Below are 14,124 nucleotides of genomic sequence, written 5' to 3' on the forward strand. Positions count from 1 at the left end.
CCGACAGAATTCTAATGTGTAAAGGCTTTGATCCGCAGTCCCGCTAGGGACAAACCCCTGCGGGCACGCCGCTTGCGTGCCCGCAGGGACATCCAAGGCAGCACCGATCCAAGGCATTCACTCCCCCTACGCATCCATGAAAACCTTCCAATGCACCCACTGCGCCAGCCTGGTCTTCTTTGACAACAGCGTCTGCATGCAATGCGGCCACGCGCTCGGCTTCGATCCCAACACCCTGGGTATGCTGGCCATCGCTCCCGCCCAGGACAGCGGCGCGCCGGCCAGCGATGCCGGTACGCCACCGCTGTGGCAACTGGTACCCCAACCCGGCGAGATCATCCCGGCCACACGCTACCGCCAATGCCGCAACCAGATCGACCACCAGGCCTGCAACTTCCTGCTCGATGCCGGTGACCCCGAGGCCTATTGCGTCTCCTGCCGGCAGACGCGCACCATTCCCAACCTCTCCGTCCCGGGCAACCTGCAGCACTGGACCACCATCGAGAATGCCAAGCGGCGCCTTTACTACACCTTGGCCAAACTGGGGCTGGAGGGCCGCCCGGTCACGCCGGTCTACGAATTCCTGGAGGACGTGCCGGGCGAGGACCCGGTGATGACCGGCCATGCCAATGGCCTCATCACCATCAACATCGCCGAGGCCGACGACGCCGAACGCACGCGCCGGCGCATTGCCCTGCATGAGCCCTACCGCACGTTGCTGGGCCATTTGCGCCACGAAGTCGGCCACTTCTATTGGGACCAGTTCTTCCAGAACAATGAAGCGGAACTCGCCGCGTTCCGCCAGATGTTCGGCGACGAACGCGAAGACTATGGCCAGGCGCTGGAGCGCCACTACCAGAACCCCAAGCCCGACTGGCAGACCGCCTATGTGAGCAGCTACGCCACCTCGCACCCCTGGGAGGACTGGGCCGAAACCTGGGCGCACTACCTCCACCTGATCGACCTGCAGGAAACCGCTGCCGGCTACCGGATGGGCTTCGTACTCCATGGCGCGCAGGGCCAGACGCAGGAGCAGGCCATCGACCCATTCGATTTCATCGCGCAGGGCCCACAGGCCGGCATGCCGCAGGACATCACGCTGCTGCTCAACCAGAGCATGGGCGTGTCACTGGTGCTCAATAGCCTCAATCGCAGCCTGGGCCAGAACGACGCCTACCCGTTTGCGTTGTCCACCCCCGTGCTGCAAAAGCTGGAATTCGTGCACAACGTGGTGCGACGCTACGTCCACGGTGCCCACTAAGAACCTGTCCAAAGTCTTTGCATGAGAGCCGTTGTGGTTGAAAGGTTGTGGCTGCAAGGCGCAAAACGCAGCCGGGCTGGTGGCCCGGCGAGGCTTTGCAACGCCGCAGACGCAGCATTTCAGCCGCAACCCACAGGGCATGGCGTTGCCATGCGGATCCATGCAGAGACTTTGAACAGGTTCTAAGAACCTGTTCACGATCGTTTCGTGGGCCACGTTGCCCCGGCAGCGCCGGGCATCGGCCTACCCGGCCGCATGCCGCTCCCGCACCCGCGCCAACAGGCGCTCATGCACCACTGGCGCGACGAACTGCGCCACGGCCCCGCCGAGCGAGGCGATCTCGCGCACATAGGTGCTGCTGATGAACTGGTAGCGGGCGTCGGGCGTCATGAAGACCGTCTCGACATCCGGCATCAGGCTGCGGTTCATGCCGGCGAGCTGCACTTCGTAATCGAAGTCGCTGGTGCCACGCACGCCGCGTACCATCACCTGCGCACCGTGTGCCACGACGAAGTCCCGCATCAGCGCCGAGAAGCTGTGCACGGTGACGTTGGGCACATCGGAGAACACCTGGCGCACCATCTCCATGCGCTCGTCCAGCGTGAACAGAGTCTTCTTGTGGTGGCCCGCCGCCACAGCCACGACGAGTTGCCCGAAAAGACCAGCGGCACGACGGATCATGTCCTCATGACCCAGGGTGATGGGATCGAAGGTGCCTGGAAAGACCGCAAGAACGGAACGGGACATCGACGAGCCTCCTGAGAACGGCTTATGAATCAGTGAGTGTGACCGGGGCCTCAGCGGCGCCGGTAGTGCACAAAGGCAAACGGCACCGCCGCCACGCCATCGGCCAGCGGCGCGGCATGCGCCTCGCGCGCGACTTCGACAAAAGCCGTGCGGTCCCAGTCCGGAAAGCGCGTGTCACCCTCGACCTCCGCGCCGATCTCGGTGAGGAACAGATCCGTCGCCAGCGGCAAGGCGGCGCGGTAGACCTGGCTGCCGCCGATCACGAAAACCATGTCGGCCGCCATCGCCCCGTTCTCCGCAAACGGCAGACACAGCGCCTCGTCAAGGCCGCGCACCAGATGCACCCCTTCGGGCAGCGCCAGTGCCTGCGAGCTGATGACCACGTGCTCACGGCGCGGCAACGGCCTGGGAAAGGACTCCCAGGTACGGCGCCCCATGATGATGCGGTGTCCGCTGGTGCGGGCCTTGAAGTACTGCAGATCCTGCGGCAGGTGCCAGGGCAGACCGCCGTCGCGGCCAATCGTGCCATTGGCGGCAACCGCGGCAATCAGCGCCAGGCGTGGAAGGGAAGGGTTTTCTGAATTCATGGACAATGGCATCGGCAACGCAGCGCACCAACCGCGAGCATAGCGCAAACACACCCATTGCCGCGCCGTCGCCTTCGCCTGAAAAACCGCAGATCCGCAGACCACATAGCCGCTCATGATCGAACAAATCGACCCGCAGAACTTTCGCCAGTGGATTCAGCAACAGCAGGCGGACGGTCAATCACCCCTGCTGATCGACGTGCGTGAACCCTGGGAGTGGGCCGTCGTCAGCCTGCCCGAGCAGACCGGCTGCGAACTGCAGCGGTTGTCCATGGGGCAAATTCCCGGCGAGCTCAACCTGCTCGATCCCGACCGCCCCACTGCCCTGCTGTGCCACCACGGCGTGCGCAGCCAGAACGTGGCCAACTTCCTGCACGCCAATGGCTTCACGGTGCTGGCCAATATCCGTGGCGGCATCGATGCCTGGGCCAGCCAGGTGGATCCCTCGCTACCGCACTATTGAAAGTGCCTGGAGCGCGGGGGATCACAGCAGGCCGCCCTCACTGCCTGCACACCGGCCAAACGCATTCCTGAACAGGTTCGGAACCTGTCTACGATTTTTTCATGGGCCACGTTGCCCCGGCAGGCGATGCGATGCAAGGCGCACACCGCAGTCGGGCCGGTGGCCCGGCGAGGATTTGCCACACCGCAGCGCGCGCCTGCCGGGACAACCCGAAGGGCAGGAGGTCAAAAACGCACCGGGCGGCGTTGCCCGCCTTGCCCAGACGGCCAGTCTGGGCTGCGACGGGCGTCTTGCCCACTGCATTTTTGACTTCCTGCGTGACCCATGAAAAGATCGCAGACAGGTTCTTATAATGCCTCTGGATGCACTTGCGCATTGTGCAAGTGCATTCCAGACGGACCACCCCGTTCTTGCTCTTGCCCAGGATTGTTGCCAGCATGGTCTGAACACCCGCTTCTGGATGCGCAAACCATGCATTACGGCAGCAGACCTGCCGACTGCACGGAAACCTGTTCTCGAGGAGTTGCGCCATGCTGGACCAAGCCATCGAAGCCAAGCTGCGGAAACTGCCGGTCAGCGTCGCCATCACCCTGCCGGGTGGTCGACGCATCGGCCCCGAGCCAGCCCAGGTGAGCTTGCGCATTCACGAGCAACACACCCTTGCGCAGCTGGCTATCGGCCAGGTTGGCGCCGTAGGCGAGGCCATCGTGCAGGGCCAGGCAGACCTCGATGGTTCGATGCGCGACGTGATGGCCGCCGTCACCGGTCTGCTGCCGCAAGTGCCGGTGCAATCGCACAGCGCCTTCTGGACGCGTGGCTGGCGTCTGATCCTCTCGGCCATGCGGCACACGCGCAGCCGCGATGCCGAGCAGGTCCAGTTCCATTACGACGTTGGCGACGAGTTCTACGCACTCTGGCTCGATCCGCGCCGGGTCTACTCCTGCGCATATTTCCGTACGCCCGAAGCTTCGCTGGGCCAGGCGCAGGAAGACAAGCTCGACCTGATCTGCCGCAAGCTGATGCTCCGGCCGGGCGAGCGCTTTCTCGACATCGGTGCCGGCTGGGGCGGCCTGCTGCTGTGGGCCGCGGAGCATTACGGCGTCGATGCCACCGGCATCACCCTCTCGCACAACCAGCACCAGTACGTCAACCAGCTGATCGAGCAAAAAGGCCTGACCGGGCGCGTGCGCATGCAACTGTGCGACTACCGCGACCTTGGCACCGACCAACCGTTCGACAAGATCGCCTCGGTGGGCATGTTCGAGCATGTTGGCCGCGCCAACATGGGCACATATTTCGGCCACCTTTACCAGTTGCTCCAGCCCGGTGGCCTGCTGCTCAACCACGGCATCACCGCCGGCGGCCTCAACAACACCCAACTGGGCGCCGGCCTGGGCGATTTCATCGACAAGTTCATCTTTCCCGGCGGTGAGTTGATCCACATCAGCAGCGCCATCCGCTCGCTCTGCGACGCAGGCCTCGAAATGCTCGATACCGAAAACCTGCGCCCGCACTATGCCCGCACACTCTGGGACTGGTCCGACAGCCTCGAGAGCCAGCTCGATGCCGCCAAGGCCGTGCTGGTGACGCAAAGCGGCAACGAGAATCGGGCCGAAACCATTCTGCGCGCCTATCGGCTCTACCTCTCGGGCTGCGCGCTGGCTTTCGAGCAGCGCTGGGTGGCGCTGCACCAGATCCTCGCCAGCCGCCCCGACAATGACATGAACAGCGGCAGCATGCGTGGGGCACAAACGGTCTATCCATTCCAGCGCGACTACATGTACGCGCGGTGAGCACGGCATACGAGGGCATACCGTATGCGCCGTGTGCCACCTGCGCAACACATGCACTGCCGATCTCCACTTCCGTTTCCATTTCCGTTTCCCAAACGATGGGCAAGCCATCGCATTTCAAGATGGATAGGCACGGTCATTGCGGTTAATCTACGCATTCATTCGCACGACGCGATGGCGATGCACCACAAGACCCCACCATGCACGACTCCGCCCCGTTTTCCCGGCACCTGAGCCTGACGACGCTGCAGCTTTTCGTGGCTGTCTGCGAGACCGGCAGCATCGGTCAGGCCGCCGAGCGCGAATTCATCGCCGCCTCGGCAGTGAGCAAGCGCCTCTCGGATCTGGAGACGGATGTCGGCGTGCCCCTGCTGGAGCGCCACAGCCGTGGCGTCAAGCCCACGGCCGCCGGAGAGAACCTGCTGCAACACGCGCGCGGCATCCTGTTCGACGTGCAGCGTCTGCAGACCGACCTGCTGGAATACGCCGAAGGCGTGCGCGGCCACGTTCGCATCTTCGCCAACCTCTCGGCGATCGTGCAGTTCCTGCCGGAGGATCTGGGCAGCTTCGCCAGCGCCCAGCCCGGCATCAAGATTGATCTGCAGGAGCGCATGAGCAGCGAGACGCTGGCCGCCATCCAGGAAGGCGCCGTCGAACTGGGCATCTGCTACACCCCCGGTGCCACGCCCACCATGCTGCAGGCCAAGCCCTACCACCAGGACCGGCTCGTGCTGGTGATGCCGCATGAGCACGCGCTGGCCCGCCAGGCGCACCCCGAAGGCATCCACTTTGCCCAGGCACTCGATTGCGACTTCGTCGGCCTGCACAGCGCCAGCAGCATCGGCCTGCTGATGCGCCAGGCCGCCGCGGCCGCCGGCCGCAGCCTGCGCCAGCGCATCCAGGTCACCGGGCTGGACACCATGTGCCGCATGATCGACAACGGCCTGGGCATCGGCATCATGCCCGATCGCGCCTTTGCACTGATGCACCCGCTGGGCCGGCTGCAGGCATTGCCGCTGGCCGATGCCTGGGCCTGGCGCCAGTCGTGGATCGTGGCCCGCGATTTCGACGCCCTGCCCGGCTCGGCCCGGCTGCTGGTCGAGCACCTGGAAGCGCGCGCCAGGGCCCAGGCCGTGCAGACGCGCCTGCAGGCACTGGCGGCCAGCCCGGCAGCACCGCCCCCCGCTCCATGGCCGGCCTAGAATGCCTGCCAGTTCCGCCCCCGATCGACGACCACAAAACCACAGAGCCACAAACCCCATGAGCAAGACCCTCTACGACAAGATCTTCGACGAGCACGTCATCCACACCGAGGAAGACGGCACCGCCATCCTCTATATCGATCGCCACCTGGTGCACGAGGTCACCAGCCCGCAGGCTTTCGAAGGCCTGCGCGAAGCGGGCCGCAAGGTCTGGCGCATCAGCTCCATCGTCGCCACCGCCGACCACAACACCCCCACCACCGGCTGGGAGCGCGGCTATGACGGCATCGCCGATCCGATCAGCAAGGAGCAGATCGTCACGCTCAACCACAACATCAACGAGTTCGGCGCCGCGGCCTTCTTCCCGTTCATGAGCCGCCGTCAGGGCATCGTGCACGTCATCGGACCGGAGAATGGCGCGACGCTGCCGGGCATGACGGTGGTCTGCGGCGACAGCCACACGTCCACGCACGGCGCCTTCGGTGCGCTCGCGCACGGTATCGGCACCAGCGAAGTCGAGCACGTCATGGCCACCCAGACGCTGCTGGCCAAGAAGGCCAAGAACATGCTGATCAAGGTCGAGGGCCAGGTGGCGCCCGGCATCACCGCCAAGGACATCGTGCTGGCCATCATCGGCCGGATCGGTACCGCTGGCGGCACCGGCTACACCATCGAGTTCGCCGGCTCGGCCATCCGCGCGCTGAGCGTGGAAGGCCGCATGACAGCCTGCAACATGGCCATCGAGGCCGGTGCGCGCGCCGGCCTGGTGGCCGTCGACGACAAAACCATCGAGTACCTCAAGGGGCGCCCGCTGGCACCCGGCTTCGACGCCAAGACCGGCCAGTTCGTCGGCGGCCCCGAGTGGGACCAGGCCGCGGCCTACTGGCGCACCCTGCACTCCGACCCCGACGCGGTGTTCGACAAGGTCGTCGAGCTCGACGCCGCGCAGATCGTGCCACAGGTCACCTGGGGCACCTCACCGGAGATGGTGCTGGGCGTCGATTCCCGCGTGCCCGATCCGGACAAGGAAAAGGATGCCGTCAAGCGCAACGCGATGGAACGTGCGCTGACCTACATGAACCTGGAGCCAGGCAAACCGCTCTCGGACATCGTGATCGACAAGGTCTTCATCGGCAGTTGCACCAACAGCCGCATCGAGGACATGCGCGAGGCCGCCGCAGTGGTCAGGAGGCTCGGCCAGAAGGTTGCCAAGAACGTCAAGCTGGCCATGGTCGTGCCCGGCTCCGGGCTGGTCCGCGAGCAGGCCGAGCGCGAGGGCCTGGACAAGATATTCACCGCCGCCGGTTTCGAGTGGCGCGAGCCCGGCTGCTCGATGTGCCTGGCCATGAACGCCGACCGGCTCGACCCCGGCGAGCGCTGCGCCTCCACCAGCAACCGCAACTTCGAAGGCCGCCAGGGCGCCGGCGGGCGTACCCATCTGGTCAGCCCGGCGATGGCTGCTGCCGCCGCCATCCACGGTCACTTCGTCGACATTCGCCGTTTCGCCTGAAACCCGAGCCCCTGAAACCCGGAAATTGGAAGGGAACGCCCCCATGCGCAAGACCGTTCTTCACCTGCTGGCAGGCCTGACGGCCCTGCTCGCGCTCACCGCCTGCAACACCGTGCAAGGTGTGGGCCAGGACATCCAGGCCGGGGGCCGGGCCATCGAGCGCGCCGCCCGCTGAGCGCCGTCGCTGGCTCCGCATCCGGTCTCAACCGCTGCGGCACGGCCCCAGACGCCGCCGCACCCCCATCCAGAAACCAACGAAACAACGACCCCATGGACAAATTCACCATCCACAAAGGCCTGGTGGCCCCGCTCGACCGCGAGAACGTCGATACCGATGCCATCATTCCCAAGCAGTTCCTCAAGTCCATCAAGAAGACCGGCTTTGGCGTCAACCTGTTCGACGAATGGCGCTACCTCGATCATGGCGAACCTGGCCAGGACCCGGCCAGCCGCAAACCCAACCCCGAATTCGTGCTCAACCAGCCCCGCTACCGGGGCGCCTCGATCCTGCTGACGCGCCAGAACTTCGGCTGCGGCTCCTCGCGCGAGCATGCGCCCTGGGCACTGGTGCAGTACGGCTTTCGCGCCATCATCGCGCCCAGCTATGCCGACATCTTCTTCAACAACAGTTTCAAGAACGGCCTGGTGCCCATCGTCCAGCCCGAGGCGGTGGTCAGCCAGCTGTTTGACGAGGTCAACGCCTTCCCCGGCTACGAACTGACGATCGACCTGGAGCGGCAGGTCATCGTGCGGCCACGGGGCGAGGAACTGCCGTTCGACATCGTGCCATTCCGAAAGTACTGCCTGCTCAACGGCTTTGACGACATCGGCCTGACCCTGCGCCATGCCGACAAGATCCGCGCCTTCGAGGCCGAGCGGCTGGCGAGCAAGCCCTGGCTGGCCCATACCATGGGCGTGGACAAAGTGCCGCAGGCCTGAGAGCCTGTTCACGATCTTTTCGTGGGCAACCCGACCTGGCACATGGACGCGCAGACAGACAACAGGCCGCAGCCTGCGCGCCCGTCACAAAATCTCGCTGGTTTTGACAAGACGCGTAAAAGCCTGTGCTAGAATTCGATGCTTCAGCGGCTGTAGCTCAGTTGGATTAGAGTACTTGGCTACGAACCAAGGGGTCGTGGGTTCGAATCCTGCCAGCCGCACCATTTTCGAAAAGTCTGCTTTTTTGCACATCGCTTCCAAGCAGGCTTTTTTGATTGTTAATTGCTTGTTTTTCACCGTTTTGCGGCTGTAGCTCAGTTGGATTAGAGTACTTGGCTACGAACCAAGGGGTCGTGGGTTCGAATCCTGCCAGCCGCACCATCAGGGAAAGCCCGCTTGCCATGCAAGCGGGCTTTTTTCATGGTCTGCACCGGGGCGGCGCAGGCGGCTCAGTACCCGACCGTGAAACGCTGGCGCACATGGCGCGGATGCTCGACTTCGTCGACCAGTGCCACTGCGTAATCCTCGAAGGAAATGCGGCTGCCCTGCTCGCCCACCAGCAGCGCATCGCCGCCCAAACGGAACTTGCCGGTGCGCTCGCCCGGCACGAATTCGGCCGAGGGCGAAAGAAAGGTCCAGTCCAGTTCCTTTTCCCCGCGCAGCGCATCCAGGAATGCCGCACCACCCGTGGCTTCCGCACGATACGCGGCAGGGAAGTCCGGCTGATCGATCAGGCGCTGGCCCGGCGCAACCTCCAGGCTGCCGGCACCACCCACCACCAGATAACGCTTAACACCCGCTGCCCGCACGGCATCGATCAGGGTCCTGGGATCGGTATCGGCAAAGCGCACCGCACTGATCACGACGTCATGGCCCTTGAGCAGTTCGGCAAGCCCCTGCGGATCGCCCACATCGCCCTTCTCGGCGGTCACGCTGGGCAGTTGCGCAATCTTTTCAGGGTGGCGAGCGATGGCGGTGACACTGTGGCCGCGCTCGGCCAGTTCCTTGAGGATGCGCGAGCCAACCGCGCCGGAAGCGCCGATCAATGCGATACGAGACATATGGATTTCCCTTTCTCTCCGGTTCGGAGACATGGTCACAAAAATGGACTTTTGAGGATCGTGATGCTACAGTGCCCCGCGTTCGACCACAAGAGGTCACGGCAATGCGACCTGGTCACCCCGCGGTGACCATTGCGGCCTCCCACCCTCCACCCTGCGCAGCCCCCGACACCATGACCGCACCACAGATGCCCCCGGAACCGCCGCCAGCCATGCCGGGCGATGCCGGTACCAGCCCCTTCGACCACCCCTGCCCGATCCGCGACGTGCTCAACCGCATCGGCGACCAGTGGAGCCTCTTGATCCTGCAGGCGCTGACGCAGGGCACGCTGCGCTTCAATGCCCTCCACCGCGAACTCGGCGACATCTCGCGACAGATGCTCTCGCGCACGCTCAAGAAACTCGAGGCCGACGGCTTCGTGCAGCGCACGCTTTATCCAGAAGTGCCGCCGCGCGTGGAATACACGCTGACGGCGCTGGGCCACTCGTTTCTCCCGCCACTGCAGGCGCTGGTCGAATGGGCCGACGCCCACCACCTAGAAATCTGCCAGTCCCGCCGCCGCATGGCCACACCGGCCTGAACACCATCCAGGAAGAACACCCAGAACCTGTCAAAGCATGGCAGAATTGCCCACTAAGGCATTATTTTTGAATGCCTTTTCAGATTCAAATCCTGTACCCCCCGGCTGCCACGCACCATGAACAAAGCCTTCGTCAAGGAAGATGCCGAACAGGACGATGATGGCCCGGACACGGCCACGTCGCTGCCACGGGGCGTCAAGAACTACATATCGCCAGCCGGCTATGCCGGGCTGCAGGCCGAGTTGCGCCAGTTGCTGGAGGAGGAGCGTCCCCGCATCGTCGAGACCGTGCACTGGGCCGCCAAGAATGGCGACCGCTCGGAAAACGGCGACTACCTCTACGGCAAAAAGCGCCTGCGCGAGATCGACCGGCGCGTGCGCTTTCTCACCAAGCGGCTGGAGATCGCCGAGGTCGTCGACGCCTCCATCCACCATGGCAAGGACCAGGTCTTCTTCGGCGCCACCGTCACCTATGAAACCGACAGCGGCGATGCGCACACCATCACCATCGTCGGCGTGGACGAAGCCGACAGCCTGAACCATCGAATCAGCTGGATCGCCCCGGTGGCGCGGGCGCTGCTCAAGGCCCGCGTGGATGACGAGGTGGTGCTCAGGACGCCGGCGGGGCTGCAGCACCTGCTGGTGAGCGAGGTGCGCTACCCGGCGCCGTGAAAGCCAGCCCATGAGCCACCTGCGAGGCCAGCGCCCAATCAACATGCTCGCGCACCAGCTCGGGCGTGTGTGGCGCGGCGCGCCAGCGCTCGAGCATGGCACGCACTTGCGCAGCCAGTGCCGCGGACAGGTGCCCGCCATGCAAGGCATTGCCGCTGGCCACGGCCAGGTTGCGCTGCCAGCGCAGATAGCCGATGCGGCGCATCGGGCTGCCCTCGGTGCGCTGCAGGAAATCGGCCTCGCTCCAGCCCAGCAGTTCCAGCAGTGCCGGAGACTGCAGCGCGGGCCGTGCGGCAAAGTCGGCCACCGTGCTCGGCTGCGCGAACTTGTTCCAGGGGCAGACCAGCTGGCAATCGTCACAGCCGTAGATGCGGTTGCCCATCAATGGCCGCAGCGCCAGCGGGATGCTGCCCGGATGCTCGATGGTCAGATACGAGATGCACAGCCGCGCATCGACGCGCCCGGACGCCACGATGGCGCCCGTCGGGCAGGCTGCGATGCAGGCGCGGCAGCCACCGCAGTGGCTGCTGGTGGGCTCGGTGGGCGGCAGCGCCATGTCGAGGAAGATCTCGCCGAGAAAGAACATCGAGCCGCCTTCGCGCGAGAGCAGCAGGGTGTGCTTGCCGCGCCAGCCCAGGCCGCTGCGCCTGGCCAGTTCCGCTTCGAGCACCGGCGCGGAATCGGTGAACACGCGATGGCCCAGCGGCCCCACGGCCGCCTGGATGCGCTCAGCCAGTCGCTGCAGGCGCGTGCGCAGCACCTTGTGGTAGTCCCGTCCACGGGCATACATCGACACCACGGCCCGCTCGGGCACCCCGAGCTGCGCCAGCTCGGTGCCCTGCCAATCCGTTGGCGTGCCCGGCGGCAGGTAGTCCATGCGCGCGGTGACGATGCTCAGCGTGCCGGGCACCAGTTCGGCGGGCCGGGCGCGCTTGAGGCCATGGCGCTGCATGTATTCCATCTCGCCATGGAAACCTTTTTCCAGCCAGGCCATCAATCCGGCTTCGGCATCGGACAAGTCGATGCCGGCCACGCCGATCTGAGAGAATCCCAGCTCCCGCGCCCATTGCCCGATTTGCGTCACCAATGCCGTTTCTGTCGTTTCTGCAGCCATGTCTGGCCGCATTGTAGGTGGCTCACCATGCCCCCTGCGTCCGCCTGCCCACCCACCGCTCCCGCTTCCCATGCACCTCATGCCCTTGCCGACCGGCCCTGCCGATGATGGCGGCCCCTGGCTGCCGCTGGCCGATGAGGCCGACACCGAACGCCTGGCCCAGGCCTTTTCCGCCCAGGCCGGGACCGGTTTGCTCGACCATGCCGTACTGTTCCTGCAGGGCACGCTGGGCGCCGGCAAGACCACCTTCGTGCGGCACCTTCTGCGCGCCCTGGGTGTTGCCGGCCGCATCAAGAGCCCGACCTACGCCTTGCTGGAGAGCTACGCGCTCGATCGGGCACCGCACACCGTCTACCACTTCGATCTGTACCGCCTGGAGGCTCCGCAGGAATGGCTCGACGCCGGCCTGCAGGACACCGTCTGCGGCCCGGGCCTGAAGTTGATCGAATGGCCCCAACAGGCCGGCAACCTGCTGGGACAGCCCGATCTGGAACTGCAGCTCCAGACCCTGCCCGGCCACGAACAGGCCCGGCAGGCACGACTGCAGGCGCACACGGCCACCGGCCGGGCGCTGTTTGAAAACGCAATGAAATTCCGCCCATGACGACATCCCGAAAGCCGGATTGCATGCCCGCGGCCCAGCGCCCAGGGAACACCAGCCTCACCTGCGCCGAGCCGACCCCGTCCGGCGGCGCCCTCGGCCGCCGCCAGTGGCTGCAGGCCGGCACGCTGCTGTGCCTGCTGGGCGTGCAGCACATCGTGCGCGCACAGCCCGACCAGCGCCACCAGCCGCAAAGCGCCAGCAAGGGCGGCAAGAACGGCATCGTGGCCGTGCGCATCTGGCCCGCACCGGACTACTCGCGCGTGACCATCGAATCCGACGAGGAGCTGGAGTACACGCAGGATTTCGTCCAGAACCCGCCAAGGCTGTTCGTCGACATCAAGAATCTGCGCCTGGGCAACGAGCTGCGCAACGTGGTGACCAAGGTGCAGCCGGACGATCCGAACATCGAGGCCATCCGCATCGCGCAAAATTCGCCCACTGTCGTGCGCATGGTGCTCGACCTCAAGCAGATGGTGCGCCCGGAGGTCTTCACCCTCAAGCCGGTGGCGCCCTACCGCTACCGGCTGGTGTTCGACCTGTACCCGGCGCTGCCGGTCGATCCGATGGCCCAGCTCATCGCCGAACGCCTGCAGCGCGTCGAACAGGCCCCGCCCGAGGTGCCTGCGGCACCGGTACCGCCGCCAGCCTCGGCTGCACCCGTCCCGGCGGCGCCAGCACTTCCGCCCCCACCGGCGGCAGCGTCACCGGACCCGCTGGATCACTGGATCTCGCAGAATGGTAGCCGGCCGGTGCCAGCGCCGCCGCCTCCCGCGCCCCGGCCAGCACCGGCGCCTGCGCCGATACCGACGCCAGCCCCTGCCCCGGCGCCTTCCGCGCCGGTGGCCACCGCGCGCCAGACCGACCGCATCATCATCGTCGCACTCGATCCCGGCCACGGCGGCGAGGACCCGGGCGCCATCGGCCCGGCCGGCACCCATGAGAAGAACGTGGTGCTGGCTATTGCGCTGGCACTGCGCGAGCGCATCAACCGTTCGCGCGTCAACGGTGTGCCGATGCAGGCCTTTCTGACCCGCGACCGCGACTTCTTCGTGCCGCTCGACATCCGTGTGCAGAAATCGCGCCGCGTCGAGGCTGACATTTTCATCAGCATCCATGCCGATGCCGCCCTCAACCGCAGCGCGCGCGGCGCCAGCGTCTATGCGCTGAGCCAGCGCGGCGCCTCCAGCACGCTGGCGCGCTGGCTGGCCGACAAGGAAAACCGCGCCGACCTGGTGGGCGGCATGAACGTCAAGAGCAACGACCGTCATGTGCACGAGGCACTGGTGGACATGAGCACCACCGCCCAGGTGCGCGACAGCTTGCAGCTGGCGCAGTTCATCATTGACGAGATGGCCAAGATCACGCGCATGCACAAGCGCGCCGTGGAGCAGGCCAACTTCGCGGTGCTGCGGTCACCGGACACGCCGCGCGTGCTGGTGGAGACAGCTTTCCTGAGCAACCCGGAGGAGGAACGCCTGCTGCGCTCGCAGGCGCACCAGCAACGCGTCGCCGATGCGATCCTGGCGGGCATCATCAAGTACTTCCAGGCGCACCCGCCGCAGCCGCGCGTGCGGCGGCTGTGAGCGCCGG

General features: G+C 65.6%; 15 protein-coding genes and 2 tRNA genes. 13 read left to right on the plus strand and 4 right to left on the minus strand.

Annotated features, from left to right (window positions below; genetic code table 11):
• Window positions 1-136 precede the first annotated feature (136 nt).
• The gene (locus tag EV687_RS05785) at window positions 137-1,261 is read left to right on the plus strand and encodes a zinc-binding metallopeptidase family protein (protein ID WP_122226847.1); all 1,125 of its coding nucleotides are present in this window, start codon (window positions 137-139) and stop codon (window positions 1,259-1,261) included.
• A 243-nt stretch (window positions 1,262-1,504) separates the two neighbouring features.
• Here EV687_RS05785 and coaD read toward each other — a convergent pair whose 3' ends face one another.
• Complete coding sequence (coaD, locus tag EV687_RS05790) at window positions 1,505-2,008, minus strand: pantetheine-phosphate adenylyltransferase (RefSeq protein WP_122226848.1); 504 nt, start codon at window positions 2,006-2,008, stop codon at window positions 1,505-1,507.
• A 50-nt stretch (window positions 2,009-2,058) separates the two neighbouring features.
• On the minus strand, window positions 2,059-2,595 hold the full coding sequence (locus EV687_RS05795; protein WP_122226849.1) for a dihydrofolate reductase: 537 nt from the start codon (window positions 2,593-2,595) through the stop codon (window positions 2,059-2,061).
• Window positions 2,596-2,710: 115 nt separating this feature from the next.
• On the opposite strand from EV687_RS05795, the gene EV687_RS05800 reads away from it, so the two are divergent.
• The 8 genes from EV687_RS05800 (at window position 2,711) to EV687_RS05835 (ending at window position 8,883) form a co-directional block, all read left to right on the plus strand.
• Window positions 2,711-3,058 carry a rhodanese-like domain-containing protein gene (locus tag EV687_RS05800; protein ID WP_122226850.1) on the plus strand — a complete coding sequence of 116 codons (348 nt, stop codon included), beginning with the start codon at window positions 2,711-2,713 and terminating at the stop codon, window positions 3,056-3,058.
• A 530-nt stretch (window positions 3,059-3,588) separates the two neighbouring features.
• On the plus strand, window positions 3,589-4,851 hold the full coding sequence (locus EV687_RS05805; protein WP_122226852.1) for a class I SAM-dependent methyltransferase: 1,263 nt from the start codon (window positions 3,589-3,591) through the stop codon (window positions 4,849-4,851).
• 200 nt (window positions 4,852-5,051) lie between these two features.
• Entirely contained in the window at window positions 5,052-6,053 is a 1,002-nt protein-coding gene (locus EV687_RS05810) for a LysR family transcriptional regulator (protein WP_122226853.1), read from the plus strand.
• A gap of 58 nt (window positions 6,054-6,111) precedes the next feature.
• On the plus strand, window positions 6,112-7,563 hold the full coding sequence (leuC, locus tag EV687_RS05815; protein WP_122226854.1) for a 3-isopropylmalate dehydratase large subunit: 1,452 nt from the start codon (window positions 6,112-6,114) through the stop codon (window positions 7,561-7,563).
• A 43-nt stretch (window positions 7,564-7,606) separates the two neighbouring features.
• Entirely contained in the window at window positions 7,607-7,738 is a 132-nt protein-coding gene (locus EV687_RS05820; RefSeq protein WP_122226855.1) for an entericidin A/B family lipoprotein, read from the plus strand.
• 95 nt (window positions 7,739-7,833) lie between these two features.
• Window positions 7,834-8,502 carry a 3-isopropylmalate dehydratase small subunit gene (gene leuD / locus EV687_RS05825; protein ID WP_122226857.1) on the plus strand — a complete coding sequence of 223 codons (669 nt, stop codon included), beginning with the start codon at window positions 7,834-7,836 and terminating at the stop codon, window positions 8,500-8,502.
• A 146-nt stretch (window positions 8,503-8,648) separates the two neighbouring features.
• Window positions 8,649-8,726 (plus strand) — tRNA-Arg (locus tag EV687_RS05830).
• A 79-nt stretch (window positions 8,727-8,805) separates the two neighbouring features.
• Window positions 8,806-8,883 (plus strand) — tRNA-Arg (locus EV687_RS05835).
• A gap of 68 nt (window positions 8,884-8,951) precedes the next feature.
• On the opposite strand, the gene EV687_RS05840 is transcribed toward EV687_RS05835, so the two are convergent.
• Window positions 8,952-9,563 carry an NAD(P)-dependent oxidoreductase gene (locus EV687_RS05840; RefSeq protein WP_122226859.1) on the minus strand — a complete coding sequence of 204 codons (612 nt, stop codon included), beginning with the start codon at window positions 9,561-9,563 and terminating at the stop codon, window positions 8,952-8,954.
• Window positions 9,564-9,775: 212 nt separating this feature from the next.
• Between EV687_RS05840 and EV687_RS05845 the strand changes: the two genes are divergently transcribed.
• On the plus strand, window positions 9,776-10,144 hold the full coding sequence (locus tag EV687_RS05845) for a winged helix-turn-helix transcriptional regulator (protein WP_207226400.1): 369 nt from the start codon (window positions 9,776-9,778) through the stop codon (window positions 10,142-10,144).
• A gap of 117 nt (window positions 10,145-10,261) precedes the next feature.
• Window positions 10,262-10,816, plus strand: coding sequence for a transcription elongation factor GreB (gene greB, locus EV687_RS05850; RefSeq protein ID WP_122226863.1), 555 nt, complete (start codon window positions 10,262-10,264; stop codon window positions 10,814-10,816).
• Here the strand turns inward: greB and queG are convergent.
• Entirely contained in the window at window positions 10,755-11,930 is a 1,176-nt protein-coding gene (gene queG / locus EV687_RS05855) for a tRNA epoxyqueuosine(34) reductase QueG (RefSeq protein ID WP_207226381.1), read from the minus strand. The genes greB and queG overlap by 62 nt on opposite strands.
• 79 nt (window positions 11,931-12,009) lie before the next feature.
• Between queG and tsaE the strand changes: the two genes are divergently transcribed.
• Window positions 12,010-12,534, plus strand: a complete 525-nt coding sequence (tsaE, locus tag EV687_RS05860; protein ID WP_242612479.1) for a tRNA (adenosine(37)-N6)-threonylcarbamoyltransferase complex ATPase subunit type 1 TsaE — start codon at window positions 12,010-12,012, stop codon at window positions 12,532-12,534.
• 23 nt (window positions 12,535-12,557) lie between these two features.
• Window positions 12,558-14,117 carry an N-acetylmuramoyl-L-alanine amidase gene (locus EV687_RS05865; RefSeq protein WP_122226867.1) on the plus strand — a complete coding sequence of 520 codons (1,560 nt, stop codon included), beginning with the start codon at window positions 12,558-12,560 and terminating at the stop codon, window positions 14,115-14,117.
• The last annotated feature ends 7 nt before the right edge of the window (window positions 14,118-14,124 follow it).

It is taken from the genome of Corticibacter populi (genome assembly GCF_004217315.1).
GTDB lineage: Bacteria > Pseudomonadota > Gammaproteobacteria > Burkholderiales > Burkholderiaceae_C > Lampropedia > Lampropedia populi.

What these genes read in the sequence shown, in the direction of transcription:
- EV687_RS05785 (WP_122226847.1), top strand. Translation starts at nt 137, where the DNA reads ATGAAAACCTTCCAATGCACCCACTGCGCCAGCCTGGTCTTCTTTGAC.
- coaD (WP_122226848.1), bottom strand. Translation starts at nt 2,008, where the DNA reads ATGTCCCGTTCCGTTCTTGCGGTCTTTCCAGGCACCTTCGATCCCATC.
- EV687_RS05795 (WP_122226849.1), bottom strand. Translation starts at nt 2,595, where the DNA reads ATGAATTCAGAAAACCCTTCCCTTCCACGCCTGGCGCTGATTGCCGCG.
- EV687_RS05800 (WP_122226850.1), top strand. Translation starts at nt 2,711, where the DNA reads ATGATCGAACAAATCGACCCGCAGAACTTTCGCCAGTGGATTCAGCAA.
- EV687_RS05805 (WP_122226852.1), top strand. Translation starts at nt 3,589, where the DNA reads ATGCTGGACCAAGCCATCGAAGCCAAGCTGCGGAAACTGCCGGTCAGC.
- EV687_RS05810 (WP_122226853.1), top strand. Translation starts at nt 5,052, where the DNA reads ATGCACGACTCCGCCCCGTTTTCCCGGCACCTGAGCCTGACGACGCTG.
- leuC (WP_122226854.1), top strand. Translation starts at nt 6,112, where the DNA reads ATGAGCAAGACCCTCTACGACAAGATCTTCGACGAGCACGTCATCCAC.
- EV687_RS05820 (WP_122226855.1), top strand. Translation starts at nt 7,607, where the DNA reads ATGCGCAAGACCGTTCTTCACCTGCTGGCAGGCCTGACGGCCCTGCTC.
- leuD (WP_122226857.1), top strand. Translation starts at nt 7,834, where the DNA reads ATGGACAAATTCACCATCCACAAAGGCCTGGTGGCCCCGCTCGACCGC.
- EV687_RS05840 (WP_122226859.1), bottom strand. Translation starts at nt 9,563, where the DNA reads ATGTCTCGTATCGCATTGATCGGCGCTTCCGGCGCGGTTGGCTCGCGC.
- EV687_RS05845 (WP_207226400.1), top strand. Translation starts at nt 9,776, where the DNA reads ATGCCGGGCGATGCCGGTACCAGCCCCTTCGACCACCCCTGCCCGATC.
- greB (WP_122226863.1), top strand. Translation starts at nt 10,262, where the DNA reads ATGAACAAAGCCTTCGTCAAGGAAGATGCCGAACAGGACGATGATGGC.
- queG (WP_207226381.1), bottom strand. Translation starts at nt 11,930, where the DNA reads ATGGCTGCAGAAACGACAGAAACGGCATTGGTGACGCAAATCGGGCAA.
- tsaE (WP_242612479.1), top strand. Translation starts at nt 12,010, where the DNA reads ATGCCCTTGCCGACCGGCCCTGCCGATGATGGCGGCCCCTGGCTGCCG.
- EV687_RS05865 (WP_122226867.1), top strand. Translation starts at nt 12,558, where the DNA reads ATGCCCGCGGCCCAGCGCCCAGGGAACACCAGCCTCACCTGCGCCGAG.